At 44.7% G+C, this 2,519-nt stretch carries 2 protein-coding genes; both read left to right on the top strand.

Annotated features, from left to right (window positions below; genetic code table 11):
- Positions 1 to 1,547: sugar ABC transporter ATP-binding protein (locus D0463_RS18925; RefSeq protein WP_254052863.1), on the top strand; the 1,547-nt coding region annotated here is incomplete at its 5' end.
- The coding region (locus tag D0463_RS18920; RefSeq protein WP_133299589.1) for an ABC transporter permease at positions 1,528 to 2,519 on the top strand (992 nt) is incomplete at its 3' end. The genes D0463_RS18925 and D0463_RS18920, both read left to right, overlap by 20 nt.

The raw sequence follows: 2,519 nt of genomic DNA, 5'->3' as shown, positions 1-2,519 counted from the left end.
AGGCTGCTAGATTTTTAGCAGCCTCTATTAAAAAGAAGGTGAATGAATTGGAACAACCTATGCTTTCGATGAAAAATGTATCCAAATCTTTTAACGGGATAACGGTGCTGGATTCAGTGAATTTCTCCGTGAACAAAGGAGAGGTCCATGCCCTCATGGGAGGGAATGGAGCCGGGAAATCCACTCTAATGAAAATATTGACGGGTGTGTATTCAGCGGACAGCGGAGAAATCGTCATTGATGGGAAACCGGTAACGATTCACAATACCAAAGAGGCAAGAGACAATAATATTTCGATGATCTTTCAAGAGTTTAGTTTAATTCCGACCTTAACCGTCGCGGAAAATATTTTCTTAACCCGAGAATCCAAAACGTCACTAGGATTGCTCAACGACAAAGAGGGTGTGGCGAAAACCATTGAATTATTAAAAGAATTAGAGGTTGATATCGATCCGAATGAGATGGTGGGAAATCTTGGTGTAGGATATTGGCAAATGACTGAAATTGCAAAAGCCCTCTCACAGGAAGCGAAAATTTTGGTCATGGATGAACCATCTTCTTCATTAACCAAGAAAGAAACGGAGATTCTTTTCAATTTCATTAACAAACTTAAGCGAAAAGGGATTTCTATTATATATATATCACATCGTATGGATGAAATCTTTGAGATTTGCGACCGGATTACCATTTTACGGGATGGAAAAAACGTGGTGACGGAAAATTGTAAAGACATTACCCTGGAAACGGTCATCCAGCATATCGTCGGAGCTGAAATGGATAAAGCGTTTGAGTGGCAAGAACGCTCCTATCCCAATGACTCCCAACCTGTCCTGGAAGTGAAAAATGTATCGTCCGGCACTAGAGTGGACGACATCAGTTTCAAACTGTATCCCGGTGAAATTCTTGGCCTCGCCGGCTTAATGGGAAGTGGGAGATCAGAATTGGCCCGTTCCATTTTCGGTATTGATCCAAGAGACAGCGGTGACGTTTATATCAACGGGGAAAAGCAGACGATTAAAAATCCGACAGACGCCATCAAGGCGGGATTGGCCTTGATTCCGGAAGACCGAAGGGTACAAGGGTTGGTGCTGGGCCATAATGTGAAGGACAATATGATTTTGCCGATTCTCTCCAAAATCAAAAAAGGGCTGTTTGTGGATGAACGAAAGGCCAATATGTTGGCAGATGAATTAGTTAAAAAGCTCAATATTAAGACAGATCATATATTTAAAACCGCCAGTTTATTATCCGGGGGAAACCAACAAAAGATTGTGTTGGCTAAATGGCTGGCCAATGACCCGGATGTGCTGATATTGGATGAACCCACGATTGGGGTCGATATCGGCGCAAAAACAGAAATCATTGATATCATTCGTGAACTCGCGGACAGCGGGAAAGCGATTATCGTTATCTCATCGGAACTCCCTGAACTTCTCGCGGTCAGTGACCGAGTCATTGTCTTGCATGACGGCAGAGCCGTAAAGGAACTGAATAGAAGGGAAATCCATACAGAGGAGGAGCTTCAACATGCCATCCAAGGATATTGAAATAAAAAATCCAATCAACACGCCTACAGTTAAATCTGGCAAAACGTTCGATTGGCGCGACTATATTGTATATATCGCATTTGTCGGTGTCATTATCTATTTCTCGGTTAGCTTATTTGATGAAGGATTTTTATCGACTTCCAACTTACTGAATATTGTGCGCCAAACAGCGATGATTTCGATCATGGCGGTAGCGATGACGTTTGTCATCAGTACGGGGGAAATTGACCTTTCGGTTGGTTCGATCACCGCCTTGGCATCCTTAACAACGGCCTTGGCCTTACAGGCGGGCTTTGGACTTTTCGGCGGTTTGATTGTCGGCTTGGGAACAGGGATATTGATCGGATTGGTTAACGGCCTTCTGATCACGAAGGCAGCGATCCCTTCTTTCTTGGTTACGCTTGGAATGATGGGGATCGTAAGAGGGATTGCCATGTGGACGACTGATACAGCCCCGGTTCCGATTATTGATCAAACCTTCAACTTTTTCTTTGGCTCTGGAGACCTTGGTCCGATTCCGATCCTATTAATCTGGACCCTGATCGCAGCGATGATCGGTCATGTCCTGTTGCGCAAGACGCCATTTGGAAGACAAACCTTAGCGACAGGCGGAAATGAGAGTGCGGCCAAATTCTCGGGTGTTAAAACAGGAAAAATCAAACTGCTTGTTTTTATGGGAACAGGGTTGGCAGCTGGGTTCGCCGGTATTTTATACGCCGGCCGGATGCAGGCGGGAAGATTTACCTTCGGTGAAGGGGATGAGTTGTCAGTCATTGCGGCCGTTATTCTTGGTGGAACGGCATTAGCCGGCGGAGTAGGGACGGTTGTGGGAACGGTCATCGGATCCTTAATGATCGGAACGATTAACAATGGATTAATCATCATGGGTCTGGATGTCAGCCAGCAGATGATCGTGCGCGGATTAATCATCATTTTAGCTGTCGCACTTGGACGTAAGGCAATTAAGAATTA

Origin of the sequence: Bacillus sp. V59.32b, from assembly GCF_003429085.1 — a bacterium.
Classification (GTDB): domain Bacteria; phylum Bacillota; class Bacilli; order Bacillales; family DSM-1321; genus Peribacillus.
Note: the sequence above shows the minus strand (reverse complement) of the source record. Positions and strands in the feature narration are given on the sequence as shown.